This window comes from Kitasatospora sp. NPDC059722, assembly GCF_042733235.1.
Classification (GTDB): Bacteria; Actinomycetota; Actinomycetes; order Streptomycetales; family Streptomycetaceae; genus Kitasatospora.
On record NZ_JBHWGD010000015.1, the window covers coordinates 76,228 to 92,591 of the forward strand.

Below are 16,364 nucleotides of genomic sequence, written 5' to 3' on the forward strand. Positions count from 1 at the left end.
CCCGTCCGGCCGGCCAGACGGCCCGTCACTTCGCCTGCAGGAAACCGTTGTCGACCAGATCGAAGAGTTCCTCGTCGGTAGCGGCGTCGAGTTCCGTGCCCGAGGCCGGGCCGGGCTGCCCGGTCAGCTCGGCCAGCAGCTCCGCCAGGCGTGCCGCCGCCCGTTCCCGCACCTCGTCCCGCAGGGCCGTGCCCCGCAGGCCGTCCGCCAGCCGGTCGAGGCCGGCGATGACCGCCTCCGCCGCACGGTCCTCGTTCCCGGCCAGCAGCGTGCCCAGGTGACAGGCGACGGCACGCGGCGTGGGATGGTCGAACACGAGCGTGGTCCGCAGCCGCAGCCCGCAGGCGGCGGCGAGCCGGTTGCGCAGCTCGACCGCGGTCAGCGAGTCGAACCCCATCTCCAGGAATCCCCGGGTGTCGGAGATGTCATCCGCGGACCGGTGTCCCAGCACCGCCGCGACCGTGGAGCACACCAGCTTCAGCAGGACCCGCTCGCGTTCGCTCTCGGACAGGGCATCCACGCCTTCCAGCACGGCCGGCTCCACGGCGCCCGCACCGGAGCGCCCGGACGGCACCGCCTTGGGTCCGGCCAGCGCGCGCAGCACCGGTGGGACCGCGCCGGACGCGGCCCGCGCCCGCAGCGCCACCGGGTCGAGCCGCATGGGCACCAGGACCGCGTCATCGGCCGTCAGCGCCCTGTCGAAGAGTTCCAGGCCCTGCTGCGACGACAGGGGGCGCATCCCGGAACGCGCGATCCGGGCCAGGTCCGCCTCCGCCAGGTGCCCGGTCATCGCGCTCTGCCGCTCCCAGAACCCCCAGGCCAGCGACAGCGCGGGCAGGCCACTCGCCCGGCGGCGCTGTGCCAGCGCGTCCAAGGCCGCGTTCGCCGCGGCGTACGCCCCCTGTCCGGCCGTCCCGAGGACCCCCGACGCCGACGAGAACAGCACGAACGCGGAGAGGTCCGTCCCCCGGGTCAGCGCGTCGAGGTGCTCGGCCGCGTCGGTCTTCGGGCGCAGGACGCGGCTCAGCAGGTCGGGTGTCACGGAGGTCACCACCGCGTCCTCCAGGACCCCGGCGGTGTGGATCACCGCGGTCAGCGGCGCATCGGCGGGTATCCGGGTCAGCGTCGCCGCCAGGGCGTCCCGGTCGGCCACGTCACACGCCGCCACCTCCGCCTCGGCCCCCAGCGCGGACAGCTCCGACACCAGCTCCGCCGCACCCGGGGCCGCCGGGCCCTGACGGCTCACCAGCAGCAGCCGCGCTGCCCCGTGGGCGGTGACCAGGTGGCGGGCGACGAGGCCGCCGAGCATGCCGGTGCCGCCGGTGATCAGGACGGTTCCGCCGGTGAACGGCCGCCGCGCACCGCGCTGTTCCGCGGGCCCGTCCGACGCGGCCAGCCGGGGCAGCATGACCTCGCCGGCGCGCACGGCGACCTGTTCCTCCCCGGTGGCCAGCGCCGCCGCCAGTTGCTCGGGGGAGATGCGGCCGGTGTCCACGTCCACCAGGACGAAGCGGTCCGGGTGTTCCGTCCGAGCCGTCCGCACCAGGCCCCAGACCGCCGCCTGCGCGCTGTCCGGGACGTCCCGCTCCCGTGCCGCGACCGCGCCGCGGGTCACCAGGACCAGCCGCGACGAGGCGAGGTGTTCGTCGGCGAGGTAGGACTGGACCAGGCTCAGCGCCCGCCCCGCCGTCTCCCGCACGGACCCCTCCCCGCCGGCGGACCCGGCGGCGGAGTCCGGGACGCAGGACGCCACCACGACCTCGGGCTCCGCCGCACCGGAACGGACGTGTTCGCCCAGGGCGGCCAGATCGCGGTGCCGGCGCACCTCGGTGCGGTGGTCCGCCGACGGCGTGTCCGAGGGCTCCTCGTATCCGGGAACGGCACCCACCAGCGCCCACCGCGCGGGTGGTTCGGCCCGCCGGGCGGGCGCTGCGGTCCAGTCGAGGCGGAACAGCCCGTCGTGCCGGGACAGGCCGTCGTGCCGGGACAGCCGGGCCGGGCCCAGCTGAGCGGGATCGACCGGCCGCAGGGCCAGCGAACCCACCGAGGCCACCGGGCTGCCGGACGAGTCGGTGAGCGTGAGCGTCACCGCGTCCGGCCCCACGGGCGCCAGCCGTACGCGCAGGGCGCCGGCCCCGGCCGCGTGCACGGACACGTCGCTCCACGAGAAGGGCAGCCGGGCCGCCGCCCCCTCGCCGTCGTCCGAGCCGGTCAGCGCGACGGTCTGCAGGGCCGCGTCCAGCAGCGCGGGGTGCAGGCCGAACGACTCGGCGTCGGAGAGGTGCTCCTCGTCCAGCCGCACCTCGGCGAAGACGGCGTCCCCGAGCCGCCAGGCGGCCCGCAGCCCCTGGAAGGCGGGACCGTACGCGTACCCCTGGTCGGCCAGCCGGGCGTAGTGGCCGCCCACGTCGACCGCGACCGCGCCCGCAGGCGGCCACGCCCCGCTCTCCACCGGAGCGGCGGGCTCTTCGGCGACGAGGAGACCGGTCGCGTGCCGCGTCCAGGGCTCGTCGTCCCCGACCCGGGAGTGCACGGTGACGGACCAGCCCTCGTCCCCGCTCTCCGCCACCACCTGAAGGGTCACCGCCTCGTCGCCGGACAGGAGGAGCGGAGCCTGGACGGTCAGTTCCCGCACCCGCCCGGCGTTCAGCAACCGGCCGGCGTGGTGCGCCAGTTCGAGGAACGCGGTGCCCGGCAGGAGGACGGCGCCGTGCACGGCGTGGTCGGCGAGCCACGGCTGCGTACGGACCGATATCCGTCCGCTGAGCACCAGACCGTTCCCGGTCGCGGCGGCGACGACCGCCTTGACCAGCGGATGCCCGGCCGGGGACAGGCCCGTCGCCGAGAGGTCCGCGCTCGCGCCACGGTCGTCCAGCCAGTAGCCGCGCCGCTGGAAGGCGTACGTCGGCAGATCCACCCGGCGCCCGCCGCCCGCGAACACCCGGGCCCAGTCGAGCGCGGCCCCGTGGGCGTACAGCCTGCCCGCCGACCGGAGGAAACCGTCCGCCCCCGCGTCGTCCCGGTGCAGCGACCCGGTGACGAGCACACCGTCCGTCCCGGAGTGCTCCACGGTCTCCTGGAGCGGGACGGTGAGCACCGGGTGAGGGCTCATCTCCAGGAAGACGTCGTAACCGCTCTTCGCCAGCTCCCCGGTCACCTCCGCCAGCCGCACGACCTGGCGGAGGTTGCGGTACCAGTAGTCCGGCCCGAGCTCACCGGCGCCCAGGGCGGTGCCCGTGACCGTCGAGAAGAACGGCGTGCGCGGGGAGGCGGGCGAGACACCGGCGAGCGCTTCCAGCAGCTCGTCGCGCACCTCCTCGACCTGCGGGGAGTGCGAGGCGTAGTCCACCGGGACGCGGCGCGCCCGCACGCCGTCCTCGGCGCACCGGGCCATCAGGCCCTCCAGCGCGTCCGCGTCGCCGGACACCACCACCGAGGAGGGACTGTTGACCGCGGCCACGGACAGCCGCTCCCCCCACAGCCCGACGAGAGCCCCGGCCTCGGCCTCGCCCAGCGCGACGGTGGCCATCGCGCCCCGCCCGGCCAGCGCCCGCAGCGCCTTGCTGCGCACCGCCACCACGCGGGCCGCGTCCTGGAGCGAGAGGGCTCCCGCCACGCAGGCGGCGGCGATCTCGCCCTGCGAGTGGCCCACCACGGCGTCCGGCTCTACGCCCACCGAGCGCCACAGGGCCGCCAGCGACACCATCACCGCGAACAGGGCGGGCTGGACGACGTCCACCCGCTCCAGCCAGCCGGCGTCCGCCCCGCGCAGCACGTCGAGCAGCGACCAGTCCACATGCGACGCGAGTGCGTCGGCGCACTCCCGCAGGGCGTCCCGGAAGACGGGGGAGGAGTCCAGCAGGCCGACGGCCATGCCGGCGAACTGCGCGCCCTGGCCGGGGAAGACGAACACGGTCCGGCACCGCCCGGCCCCGGCGTCCTCCCCGTCGCGCGGCGGAGTGCCGGAGACGACCGCCGGGGACTCCTCGCCCCGGGACAGCGCCGTCAGCGCCCGCACGAACTCGTCCCTGCCGGAGCCGACGACCACCGCCCGGTGCGGGAAGACCGCCCGGGTCGTCACGAGGGAGCGGCCGATGTCCGCGTCGGTCACCTCGCGGTGGGCGTCGGCATAAAAGGCCAGACGCTGCGCCTGCGCCCGCAGCGCCTCGCGGCTCGCGCCGGACACCATCCATGGCAGGGTCCGCGTGACGGACGGGGCCGCATGCTCGTCCCCGTCGGTGACGGTGGTTTCCGGGGGCGCCTGTTCGAGGATGACGTGGGCGTTGGTGCCGCTGACGCCGAAGGAGGAGACGGCGGCGCGGCGTGGGCGGTCGCTGTCGGGCCAGGCCCGGTTCTCGGTCAGCAGACGGACGGCGCCGGCCGTCCAGTCGACGTGCGGGGTGGGTTCGTCGACGTGCAGGGTGCGCGGCAGGACGCCGTGCCGCATGGCCATCACCATCTTGATGACACCGGCGACGCCGGAGGCGGCCTGGGTGTGGCCGATGTTCGACTTCACCGAGCCCAGCCACAGCGGCCGGTCACCGGAACGGTCCTGACCGTACGTCGCCAGAAGCGCCTGCGCCTCGATCGGATCGCCCAGCGTGGTCCCGGTCCCGTGCGCCTCCACGGCGTCCACGTCCGACGGCGACAGCCGGCACTGCGCCAGCGCCTCACGGATCAGCCGCTGCTGGGACGGGCTGTTGGGCGCCGTCAGCCCGTTCCCGGCACCCGCGTGGTTGACCGCGGAGCCCCTGATGACCGCGAGCACGGGGTGGCCGTGGCGTTGCGCGTCCGACAGGCGCTCCAGCACCAGGACGCCAGCACCCTCGCCCCAGCCGGTGCCGTCCGCGGCTGCGGCGAACGGCTTGCACCGGCCGTCCGCGGCCATACCGCGCTGCCGGCTGAACTCCACGAAGGCGTTCGGGGTGGACATGACGGTCACCCCGCCCGCCAGCGCCAGGGAACACTCCCCGGAGCGCAGCGCGTTGACCGACAGGTGCAGCGCCACCAGGGAGGACGAGCAGGCGGTGTCCACGGTCACCGCGGGACCGGTCAGCCCGAGCACGTAGGAGGCCCGTCCGGCGGCCACGGCCGCAGTGCTCCCGGTCAGCCGGTAGCCGGCGACCTCGTCGTCCGGGTCCAGGCGCGAGGGGAAGGCGTACCCCTGGTGCGTCATCCCGACGAAGCCCGCGGTCCTGCTGCCCCGCAGGGACACCGGATCGATGCCCGCCCGCTCCAACGCCTCCCAGGTGACCTCCAGCCACAACCGTTGCTGGGGATCCGTCGCGAGCGCCTCGCGCGGGCTGACCCCGAAGAACTCCGCGTCGAAACCGGACGCGTCGTCGAGGAACCCGCCGGTGCGCACATAGCTCTTGCCGGGGCGGCCCGGCTCCGGGTCGTACAGGTCCTCCACGTCCCAGTTGCGCCCCTGCGGGAACCCGGACACCACGTCGGCCCCGTCGCGGACCAGGCGCCACAGGTCCTCCGGGGACTCGACGTGCCCGGGGAACCGGCATCCCATGCCCACGATCGCGACCGGTTCGTGCTCCTTCTGCTCGGCGTGCTCCAGAAGTGCCCGCGTCTGGCGGAGCTCGGTGGTGACGAGTTTCAGGTACTGGCGAAGTTTGTCCTCAGTGCTGGTCACGAGATCCCAAGCTCCTTGTTGACGATGTCGAACATCTCGTCGTCGGTCGCCAGCATCAGGGCGTCTTCCTCCGGCGCCCCGGCGGTGACGAGGCCGGGCTCGGCCCATTTCCACAGCAGCGTCCGCAGCCGCGTGACGACACGGGCGCGCGTCTCGTCGTCGGCGTCCATCGCCTCGACCGCCGTCTCCAGCCGGTCCACGTCGGCGAGGACCGCGTCGGCCCGCACGCCCTCGGGGAGGACCTGCGTGCGCAGGTGCCGGGCCAGCGCGGCCGGGGTGGCGTGGTCGAAGACCACGGTCGTCGGCAGGGTCAGACCCGTGGCCTCGTTGAGTCGGCTGCGCAGCGTCAGCGAAGCCATCGAGTCGAACCCGAGATCCTGGAACGTCGCCGCAGCGCGGACGTCCTGCGCCGCGCGGTGGCCGAGGGCGGCAGCCGCGTGGGTGCGCACCAGGTCGAGCAGCAGCCGCTCCTGCTCCTCCCCGGACATGGACGCCAGCCGCTCCCGCAGCGCCCCGGCGCGCCCCGGCCCGGCGTCGCCGCGCAGCACGCGCTGTGCGTCGGGCAGGTCGTTCAGCAGCGCACGCGAGCGGGACGCGCCGTACGCGGGCGCGAACCGCTCCCAGTCGACGGCGGCGAAGGCGGTGGCGGTCTCGTCGCGGTCGAGCGCGGCCCGCAGACCCGCGAGGGCCGTCTCCGGAGCCATCAGCGGGACACCGCGCCGCAGCAGCAGCTCGCCCGACCCGGCGGCCATCCCGCCGCCGCCCCAGGCGCCCCAGGCGACCGAGGTCGCGGCGCGCCCTTGTGCCCGGCGGAAGCTTGCCAGGGCGTCGAGGAACGCGTTGGCCGCCGCGTACGCCGCCTGCCCGGTGTTGCCCCACAGCCCGGCGCCGGAGGAGAAGAGGACGAACGTGTCGAGGGGCCGGCCGCAGCCGTCGAAGACGGCGTCGAGGTTCCTCGCCCCCGCGAGCTTGCCGGACATCACCTCGGCCATCTCGGCGAGGTCGCACCGCGCCAGCGGTTTCTCCTCCTGGACCGCGCCCGCCGCGTGCACGACGGCGGTGACCGGACGGTCCTCGGGGAGCGACTCGACGACCCGGCGCAGGTCGTCCCGGTCGGTGATGTCGCAGGCCACGACGGTCACCTTGCTGCCCAGCCGGAGCAGGTCGGCCTCCAGCCCAGCCGCGCCGGGCGCGGCGGGCCCCCGGCGGCTGAGCAGCACCAGGTGCGGGACGCCCTGGCCGGCCAGCCACCTCGCCACCTGCGCGCCGAGTCCGCCCGTCCCCCCCGTCACCAGGACGCTGCCCGTGGCCTGCCAGACGCGCCGCACCGGCGTCTCGGCCGAGGGGGAGCGCACCAGCCGGCAGCCGAGGACGCCATCGGCCCGCACGGCCAGCTGGCTCTCGCCGCCCGGCTCGGCGAGGACCGCCACGAGGCGCGACAGCGCGGTCTCGTCCACCGACTCCGGCAGATCGGCCAAGCCGCCCCACCGGTCCGGCCATTCGAGCGCCGCCACCCGCCCCAGCCCCCACACGGTCGCCTGCGCCGGGCGCCGCACCGGGTCGGGGCCGACCGCCACCGCACCCTGGGTGAGACACCACAGCGGGGCGCCGGTCCCGGTGTCGCCCAGCGCCTGCCCCAGCACCACCGTCGCCGCGAGGCCGCAGGTCAGTGCAGAGCTGTCCGGCAGGGGCCGCTCGTCCACGGCCAGGAGAGACATCACACCCGTGAACGGCTGCTCCCCGGCGGCCTCGCGCAGCCGGCGGCCGAGAGCCGTCCGGTCGGTCCCCGTCACGGCATCGAGGCTCAGCCGGACGACGTCGTCCGCCCCGGCGCGCCCGAGCGCCGCCGACAGCTCGTCCGCCGGGCAGGCGACGCCCTCCGGCAACACGACCAGCCAACGGCCGGACACCCGGGGCGCGGTGGGCGCGGGCAGCGGCGCCCAGTCGACGCGGTAGCGGTGATCGTCGACCCGGGCCGAGGCCCCGTCACCGCCCGCGGCCTCCAGCCAGTGGCGCCGGCGCTGGAAGGCGTAGGTGGGCAGCGGCACCGTCCGGGCGTCGGTGCCGGCGAGCACGCCCGCCCAGTCCACCCCGACGCCCCGTACGTGCAGCCGTCCCAGCGCGGCCTGCAGGGTCCGCAGCTCGGGCTCGTCCCGGTGCGAGACCGCCGTGAAGTCGAGGTCGCCGCCGTCGGCGCACTCCTGGCCCAGTGCGGCGAGCACGGCGTCCGGACCGAGTTCCAGGAACGTGGTGACGCCCTCGGCCTGAAGGGCGCGGACCGCGTCGAGGAACCGGACGGTGTCCCGCGCGTGCCGCGCCCAGTACTCGGGGGTGCACAGGTCCCCGGCCGCCACCACGGTGCCGGTCAGCGCGGACACCACCGGGATCCGCGGAGCGTGCAGGGACACGGTCCGCACCACGGCGGCGAAGTCCTCGGTCATCGCGTCCATCCGGTGCGAGTGGAACGCGTGGCTCACCCGCAGCGGCCGCGTCTTCCGTCCCCGGCCGGCGAAGTGCGCCGCCACCTCCGCGACGGCGTCCTCGTCACCGGCAACCACCACCGAGGCGGGGCCGTTCACCGCCGCGAGCCCGGCACGCCCGGGCCGCTGTGCCAGCAGCGGCGCCACCTCCTCCTCGGACGCCTGCACCGCCGTCATCGCGCCTCCTCGCGGCAGCGCCTGCATCAGCCGGCCCCTGGCCGCGGCCAGGGTGGCCGCGTCCGCGAGCGACAGCACCCCCGCGACGTGCGCCGCGGCCAGCTCGCCGACGGAGTGGCCGGACACGAGATCAGGGCGCACACCCCACGACTCCACCAGCCGGTACCAGGCGATCTCGACCGCGAACAGCGCAGGCTGGGTCCAGACCGTCTCGTCGAGCAGTCCCTCGGTGCCGGGGCCGCCGAAGACCACGTCGCGCAGCGGCCGGCCGAGATGCCGGTCCAGTTCGGCGCAGACCGCGTCGAAGGCGTCGGCGAACACCGGATACCGCGCGTACAGGTCCCGTCCCATGCCCACCCGCTGCGCGCCCTGACCGGTGAACAGGAACGCCAGCTTGCCGTCGGACACCGTGCCGCGTGCGCCCGAGGCGGGCACCTCGCCCTCGGCGAGGCGGCCGAGGCCGTGCACCAGCTCGGCATGGTCCGCCGCGACGACGACCGCGCGGTGGTCGAAGGCCGACCGCGTCGTGGCCAGTGAGTACGCCACGTCGGCGAGGCGCAGGGCAGGGCCGTCCTCCACGTACCGGCCCAGCCGCCCGGCCTGGGCCCGCAGCGCTTCCTCGCCGCGGGCCGACACGAGCCACGGTAGCGGGACGCCCTCGGCCTCGGGCGGGCGCTCGTCGCCGCCCCCGCCGCTGTCCGGGGCCTCCTCCACGATCACATGCGCGTTGGTGCCGCTGATGCCGAAGGACGACACCCCCGCGCGGCGCGGGCGCCCGGGGTCGGGCCAGTCCCGGGTCTCGGTCAGCAGCTCCACCGCCCCGGCCGACCAGTCCACCCGGGTCGAGGGCTCGTCGACGTGCAGGGTCCCGGGCAGCACACCGTGCTGTAACGCCTGCACCGTCTTGATGACCCCGGCGATGCCCGCCGCGGCCTGGGTGTGGCCGATGTTCGACTTCACGGAGCCGAGCCACAGCGGGCGTTCACGGTCATGGCCGGCGACCGCGAGGATCGCCTGCGCCTCGATCGGGTCGCCGAGCGGCGTGCCCGTGCCGTGCCCCTCGATCATGTCGATGTCCGCGGCCGACAGCGCCGCGTCGTCGAGGGCCTGCAGGATCACCCGCTGCTGCGACGGCCCGTTCGGCGCCGTCAACCCGCTGCTCGCGCCGTCCTGGTTCACCGCGCTGCCGCGCACCACGGCAAGGACACGGCGTCCGTTGCGGTGGGCGTCCGACAGCCGCTCCAGGAGCAGCACCCCGGCGCCCTCGCTCCACCCGGCCCCGTCCGCGGAGTCGGCGAAGGACTTGCAGCGCCCATCCGGGGCGAGCCCGCGCTGACGGCTGAACTCCACGAACGTCGACGGGGTCGACATCACTGTCACACCGCCGGCCAGGGCCAGCGAGCACTCGCCCCGGCGCAGCGCCTGGACCGCCAGGTGCAGGGCCACCAGCGACGACGAGCACGCCGTGTCCACCGTCACGGCGGGCCCCTCAAGGCCCAGCGTGAAGGAGATCCGGCCGGAGGCGACGCTGCCCGCGCTGCCCGTGCCGAGGTAGCCCTCCGCCTCCTCGGACGCCAGGCCCGGCCGGGAGCCGTAGTCGTGGTACATCACACCGGCGAAGACCCCGGTCCTGCTGCCGCGCAACGACAGCGGGTCGATGCCGGCCCGCTCGGCGGCCTCCCAGGACGTCTCCAGCAGCAGCCGCTGCTGCGGGTCCATGGCGAGGGCCTCACGCGGCGAGATACCGAAGAACCCCGCGTCGAACTCCGCGGCGTCGTACAGGAACCCGCCTTCCCGCGTGTACGAGGTTCCCGGCTGGTCGGGGTCGGCGGCGAACAGTGACGCCAGATCCCAGCCGCGGTCGCCGGGAAACCCCGACACCGCGTCCCGGCCCTCCAGGACCAGGTCCCACAGTTTCTCGGGAGAATCGACACCGGACGGGTACCGGCAGCTCATCCCGACGATCGCCACCGGCTCGACCGCGGCCTGCACGGCGTTCCTGAGCCGCTCGTTCTCCTTCAGCGAAGCCCGCAGGGCCTCGACCACCGCTTCAGGCGATGCGGTCATGATCCCTCCATCCGTCCTGTCCGTCCTGTCCGTCCCATTCGCTCAACGCGGCCACGATCAGGACCTCTCCCCGTCGAAGGCCGCCCGCACGAGGTCGTCGACGTCCATGTCGTCGAACTCTCGCGCCGCGCCGCCCGCCGGCGGCTTTGTCCCGTTGTCCTGCGCGGCGAGCCCGAGCAGGGCCCTGAGCAGACCGGCCCGGCGCAACCGGGCCACCGGGATCGCGGCCAAGGCCTCGCGCACCATCTGCTCCTCGGCCTCGGGGCCGGTGAGTTCCCGCTCGTCCGGGAAGAGCCGCTCCCGCAGGTGGCGGGCGGTCTGTTCGGGCGTGGGGTGGTCGAAGATCAGCGTCGTCGGCAGCCGCAGCCCGGTGGCCGCACCGAGCCGGCCGCGCAGTTCGACCGCCGTCAGGGAGTCGAACCCCATCTGGAGGAAGCCCCGGCCGCCCTGCACGGCGTCCGGGGAGGCGAGCCCCAGGACCGTGGCCGCCTGCTGCCGCACCAGGTGCAAGAACGCCCGGTCCAGCTCCTCGGCGGGGAGCGCGGCCACCCGGTCGGCGAACGGCAGGCCGTCGTCCGCGCCCGCACCGCCGGGGCGCCGCCGGACCGGGACCAGCGCGCGCAGCACCGCGGGCACCAGCTCCGGTTCGCCCTCGGCGAGCATCGCCGCCGGGTCGAGCCTCATCGGCACCAGCAGCGGGTCCGGGGCGTCGAGCGCCGCGTCGAACAGCGCCAGACCTTCATCAGTGGGGAGCTGCCCGACCCCGGAACGCGCCATCCGCCGCAGATCCTGGTCCGACAGGCCGCCGGTGAGCCCGCTGCGCTGCTCCCACATGCCCCACGCCAGGGACGTCCCCGCCAGCCCTTCGGCCCGCCGACTGTGCGCGAGCGCGTCCAGGAACGTGTTCGCCGCCGCGTATCCGCTCTGTCCCGCGGTGCCCAGCACGCCGGCGGCCGAGGAGAAGAGCACGAAGGCCGACAGGTCCGCGTCCCGGGTCAGTTCGTGCAGGTTCAGCGCGCCGTCCACCTTCGGCCGCAGCACCCGCTCGACCCGCTCGGGCGTCAGCGACGTGAGGACGCCGTCGTCCAGGACACCGGCGGCATGGACCACCGCCGTCAGCGGACGGTCTGCGGGGATCCGTGCCAGCGTCGCCGCCAGCGCGTCCCGGTCGGCCACGTCACAGGCCGCCACCGTCACCCGGGCACCCTGAGCGGTGAGTTCCTCCTCCAGCTCGGCCGCACCCGCCGCCCCGCGACCGCTGCGGCTGGTGAACAGCAGGTCGCTCACACCGTGCCGGGCCACCAGATGGCGGGCGACCAGCGCGCCGAGCCCGCTCGTCCCGCCGGTGATCAGCACCGTGCCGCCGGGTGTGAAGCGCGGCCCGTCGCCCGTCCCCGCGGCGTCCGCCGGGACGCGGGTGAGACGGGGCGTGTGCACCACGCCCCGCCGCACCACCACCTGGGCCTCGCCCGACAACAGCGCCGCCGGCAGCACCCGCAGCGACGCGTCGTCGCCGTCGACGTCCAGCAAGCCGAACCGGCCGGGGTGCTCCGACTGCGCCGACCGCAGCAGGCCCCACAGCGGGGCGTGCGCAAGATCGTGCGGCGCGTCCTCGCCCACCGACACGGCGTGCCGGGTGACGAAGACCAGCCGCGACGCGGCGAACCGCTCGTCGGCAAGCCAGCCCTGCGCCAGCGCGAGCGCGCGGTGCACAGCCTCCCGCACGTCCTCGGCCCGGCCGGTGTCTCGCCGGGTGCCGTCCCAGCACGGCACCAGGACCACCTCGGGCAGCACGGCCCCCGAGGCGACGGCGCCGGCCAGCGCGTCCAGGTCGTCGTACCCGTCCCACCGCGTGCCGGACGGCTCCACGACGGCCGCCAGCTCCACACCACCCGGTTCCAGCACGGCCCAGGCGCCCGACGCAAAGGCCGGGGCCGCCGGGAGGGCGAGCTGTTCGCCGGTGATCCGGAACAGCGAACGGCGGCGCCCGCCGCGCGCGTTCTCCAGGCGTCTCGGCGACACGGGCCGCACCATCAGCGAATCGACCGAGAGCACCGGCGCGCCGGACAGGTCGGTCGCCGTCAGCGACACGGTGTCCGGGCCCGTCGCCGACAGCCGCACCCGCAGCGCCGCCGCCCCCGCGGAGTGCAGGGTGACGCCCTTCCAGGCGTACGGCAGCAGCGGGTCACCGGAGTGGGCCACCAGGCCGCCCAGGACGACCGCGTGCAGCGCGGCGTCGAACAGCGCCGGGTGCACCCCGTAGTTCCGGGCCTGGTCCTGGTCGGGAAGGCTCACCTCGGCGAAGAGGTCCCGCCCGTGCCGCCGGACCGCGCGCAGCCCCTGGAACGCCGGTCCGTAGCCGAGTCCGGCCGCCGCGAGCACCGCGTACCCGCCGTCCAGCTCCACCGGCTCGGCGCCCGCCGGCGGCCACTCGGCCACCGGCGCCGCAGGCGTGCCGCCGTGGACGCCGAGCACACCGACGGCGTGCCGCAGCCACGGAGTGTTCTCGCCGGACTCACCAGTTTCACCGGACTCATCGGCCTTCTCCGGCCGCGAGTGCACCTCCACCGACCGGCGCCCGGTCTCGTCCGGTTCCTCGACCATCACCCGCAGCTGGACGCCGCCGTCCCGCTCGACGATCAGCGGCTCCAGGAGCGTGAGCTCCTCGACCGTGCCGCAGCCGGTGACCTGCGCCGCGCGCAGGACCAGCTCGGCGAGCCCGGTGCCCGGGAAGAGGACCGTGTCCAGCACCGTGTGGTCCGCGAGCCAGGGCTGTGCCCGCGCCGAGAGCCGACCGGTCAGGACCGTGCCGGCCGGGCTGGGCAGGGTGACCACGGCGCTGAGCACCGGGTGCGAGCTGCGCCCCAGACCCGCCGAGGTGACGTCGGCCGGCCCGCCGGAGCGCCGCAGCCAGTACCGCTCGCCCCCGAACGGGTAGGTCGGCAGCTCGATCAGCCCGACGCGCCCCGGGAAGGTACCCGGCCAGTCCACCGGTGTGCCGCCGACGTGCAGCTGCGCGGCCGAGGTGAGGAAGCGCCGCAGTCCGCCGTCGTCGCGGCGCAGCGAACCCACCGCCACTGCGTGCGGAGCGTTCGCGGCGTCCATGGTCTCCTGGATCGCCACCGACAGGACGGGGTGCGGACTGGCCTCGACGAAGACGTCGAACCCGTCGTCGAGGAGGAGGCGCGTCACCTGTTCCAGCCGGACCGTCTCCCGGAGGTTGCGGTACCAGTACGCGGCGTCGAGCTGCGTGGTGTCCAGCTCCGTGCCGGTGACCGTGGAGTAGAAGGGGACGTCCGAAGGCATCGGGGAGAGGGGCGCCAGGTCCCGCAGCAACTGCTCCCGGACCTGCTCGACCTGCGGCGAGTGCGAGGCGTAGTCCACCGGCAGCGTCCTCGCCCGGATCCCGTCGGCCTTGCAGCGCGCCACCAGCTCCTCCAGGGCCCGCGGATCACCGGCGACGACCGTGGACGACGCGCCGTTGACCGAGGCGACGGACAGCCGGTCCTCCCACCGGGCCAGCAGGGCGGACACGTCGTCCTCGCCCAGAGCGACGGACACCATGCCGCCCCGGCCGGACATCGCGGCCAGGGCCTTGCTGCGCAGGGCCACCGCGCGGGCCGCGTCCTGGAGCGTCAGCGCCCCGGCCACGCAGGCGGCGGCGATCTCCCCCTGGCTGTGCCCCATCACCGCGTGCGGCCGGACCCCCAGGGACTGCCACAGGGCGGCCAGGGACACCATGACCGAGAACAGCGCGGGCTGCACGACGTCCACCCGGTCCAGGGACGGCGCGTCGCCCGCGCCGCGCAGCAGACCCGTCAGCGACCAGTCCACGAAGGGGGCGAGGGCGGCCTCGCACTCCTGGATCCGGGCGGCGAACACCTCGCTGCCGTCGAGGAGTTCCGAAGCCATGCCCGGCCACTGCGACCCCTGGCCGGAGAAGACGAACACCGTCTTCCCGCGTGTCTGTGCCTCGCCCACGACGACCGAGTCCCGGTCACGGCCCTCGGCCAGCGCGGCCAGCCCCTCCAGCAGGGACTGCCGCCCGTCCCCGACCACGACGGCGCGGTGACCGAGCAGGGCACGGGTCGTGGCCAGGGAACGGCCGACGCCCGCCACGTCGAACCCGGGATCGCCGGCGAGGTGGGAGAGCAGCCGACGGGCCTGCGCGCGCAGCGCCTCGGCGGTCCTCCCGGACAGGGGCCAGGGCACAGCCGCCGGCGCATCCGGCGCGGGGCCGTCGGCGCGGGGCTCGCCGGCCGCGGACGGGGGCTGTTCGATGATCACGTGGGCGTTGGTCCCGCTGATGCCGAAGGAGGAGACCGCGGCCCGGCGCGGCCGGCCGGTCTCGGGCCACGGCTCGGCCTCGGCCATCAGCGACAGCCCGCTCTGCGACCAGTCGATCTCGGGGGTGGGCCGGTCGACGTGCAGCGTCCGGGGCAGCACCCCGTGCTTCATCGCCGCCACCATCTTGATGACACCGGCGATCCCCGCGGCGGCCTGCGTGTGCCCGATGTTGGACTTCACCGAGCCCAGGCGCAGCGGGCGGTCCGGCTCCCGCTCGCGCCCGTACGTCGCCGCCAGCGCCTGTGCCTCGATCGGGTCGCCCAGCTTCGTGCCGGTGCCGTGCGCCTCCACCACGTCGACGTCACCGGCCGACAGGCGGGCGTCGGCGAGGGCGCGCCGGATCACCCGCTGCTGGGAGGGGCCGTTCGGCGCGGTCAGGCCGTTGCTGGCGCCGTCGGAGTTGACCGCGGAGCCGCGGACGACCGCCAGGACGGGGTGGCCGCTTCGCCGCGCGTCCGACAGCCGCTCCAGCAGGAGCATGCCGACGCCCTCGCCCCAGCCGGTGCCGTCGGCGGACGCCGCGAACGCCTTGCAGCGGCCGTCCGGGGAGAGCCCCCGCTGGCGGCTGAACTCCAGGAAGATGTCGGGGGTCGCCATGACGGCGGCCCCGCCGGCCATGGCGAGCGAGCACTCGCCGCGCCGCAGGGACTGCACCGCCATGTGCAGCGCCACGAGGGACGAGGAGCAGGCGGTGTCGATGGTCAGCGCGGGACCCTCGACGCCGAGGGCGTAGGCGATCCGGCCGGACATGACACTCGCCGTGCTCCCGGTCAGGAGATAGCCGCCCAGTTCCTCGGGGGCCTGGCGCGGATCGGAGGGGTACCCCTGGGACGCGGCTCCGACGAACACCCCCACCGGGCTTCCCTTGAGGGACGTCGGGGCGACGCCGGCCCGCTCCAGCACCTCCCAGGAGGTCTCCAGCAGCAGTCGCTGCTGAGGGTCCATGGCGAGGGCCTCACGCGGGCTGATCCCGAACAGCTCGGCGTCGAACCGTGCGGCGTCGTCGAGGAACCCGCCCACGCGCACGTACGTCGTCCCCGGCCGCACGCCGTCCGGGTCGTACAGCGCGTCCACGTCCCAGCCACGGTCGGCGGGGAACGGGGTGACCACGTCGGCCTCGTCGGCGACGAGCCGCCACAGGTCCTCCGGGCTCGCGATGCCACCGGGGTAGCGGCAGCTCATCGACACGATCGCGATCGGCTCATCGTCCCCGGGCGCGGCGCCCGGCACGGCGGCGACGGCCGCCTCGGTGCCCCGTAGTCCGGCCAGCAGATGCCGGGCCAGCAGGACCGGCGTCGGATGGTCGAAGATCAGGGTCGACGACAGCTGCTTCCCGGTGGCACCGCTGAGGCGGTTGCGCAGTTCGACGGCGGTCAGCGAGTCGAAGCCCGCCTCCTTGAACGTCGCGTCGGGGGTGACCCGGGTGGGGTCGGTGTGCCCGAGCACCGTCGCCGCGTGGGTGCGCACGAGGTCGAGGAGCAGCTGGTCGCCCTCGGCCTCGGACACGGTGGCCAGCCGGTTCTGCAGCCCGCCGGCCGCGGGGGGGGGGGGGGGGGGCCGCCCCCCGCCCCCCCCCCCCCCCCCCCGGGGGCCGCGGGCCCCGCGAGACGCTCGGAGCGCGCGCGCCCCCCCGCCCCCCCCGCGCCCCC

3 protein-coding genes are annotated in these 16,364 nt (G+C 75.5%); all 3 read right to left on the reverse strand.

The genetic code is table 11. The features are described from left to right. Window positions 1-25: 25 nt before the first annotated feature. Window positions 26-5,644 (reverse strand): type I polyketide synthase, encoded by a 5,619-nt coding sequence (locus ACFV4F_RS12700; protein ID WP_380502079.1) that lies wholly within the window; start codon window positions 5,642-5,644, stop codon window positions 26-28. After that, entirely contained in the window at window positions 5,641-10,368 is a 4,728-nt protein-coding gene (locus tag ACFV4F_RS12705; RefSeq protein WP_380502081.1) for an SDR family NAD(P)-dependent oxidoreductase, read from the reverse strand. The genes ACFV4F_RS12700 and ACFV4F_RS12705 overlap by 4 nt, the downstream gene beginning before the upstream one ends. Before the next feature lie 57 nt (window positions 10,369-10,425). Beyond that, a partial coding sequence (locus ACFV4F_RS12710; RefSeq protein WP_380502083.1) for a type I polyketide synthase occupies window positions 10,426-16,364 on the reverse strand: 5,939 nt, incomplete at its 5' end.

Excerpts from the sequence above, each read along its gene's own strand:
- ACFV4F_RS12705 (WP_380502081.1), bottom strand. The coding sequence starts at position 10,368 with ATGACCGCATCGCCTGAAGCGGTGGTCGAGGCCCTGCGGGCTTCGCTG.